This window comes from Paraburkholderia sp. J69-1, from assembly GCF_905220255.1.
In the GTDB taxonomy this organism is placed as follows: Bacteria; Pseudomonadota; Gammaproteobacteria; order Burkholderiales; family Burkholderiaceae; genus Paraburkholderia.
The window spans coordinates 1-865 of sequence record NZ_CAJMZG010000077.1 but is presented as its reverse complement, the minus strand read 5'-3'; the positions used below and the strand labels follow the sequence as shown (position 1 = coordinate 865).

Here is an 865-nt window from a genome sequence, read left to right as displayed (position 1 = left end):
TGTTGTGCTATCACCTGCAATCAATCGGACGCCACCGGTCGAACTCGTATACGCATTGGAAACGAGGCCATCGACGGTAATCTGCCTGGCAACCAGGTCCAGATTTACCAGCGTCCCTGACAGGCCGCCTGCGCCGATATTGATGCTTCCGCCTGTCGTTGTAATCACTACATTGCGCTGAATGTCACCTGTAGCGATGGACAGGTCGTCAAAACTTACCGAGCCCGTTGTCAGAACAACATGCCCCGCATTGAGAAAGCTGCCGCCATTCACCGTAATTCCATTTGGATTCGCGAGGATGACGTTTGCTCTTGAACCTAGCACATTGATCGTGCCTTCGATCAGCGATGGGCTGGTGCTCGTGACTTGATTGACGATCGTGCGTGCATTCGCGGCCGTGTTATCCAGGTCAACGCCAGCGGAGGATACATTGAATGAGCTATAGGTATTGTTTGATACCCCGCCGACTGCGGGTGCAATCGAGACGGTTGAATGTCCACTGGCGGTTGTCGTGACTGATGTATTGGTGCCTCCATCAGCAACCACACCTGTAGATGCGAGCGCGCCAGCAGAATGGCTTCCAATCATGACGGTTACTGCCAACGCGGCTGTCCGATGTCGCCTTGTGATGGATGTATTTCCGGGCCTTTCAAGAAGCGCTGTACGAAGCTTTCTGCTTTTCATTTTGTTGCGGGCGAATTCACCTCCATTCCATTCTTTTGATATCGAGATGAATCTAGCCATAACGCATGGTCTGTTGACGTTAGCAAACTATTTTACGAAAATTATTCGAATGAGACCACAATGAAAATTCTTTTAAGATTTGAGAGTAATTTCGCGTAATTTCTTGTAATGATTTATGCGC

The 865-nt window shown here is 49.6% G+C and carries 1 protein-coding gene; it reads right to left on the bottom strand.

Going from position 1 to position 865, the window contains the following annotated elements:
• On the bottom strand, positions 1 to 588 hold a 588-nt coding region (locus U5A67_RS40430; RefSeq protein ID WP_321818832.1), incomplete at its 3' end, for a filamentous hemagglutinin N-terminal domain-containing protein.
• Positions 589 to 865: the final 277 nt, after the last annotated feature.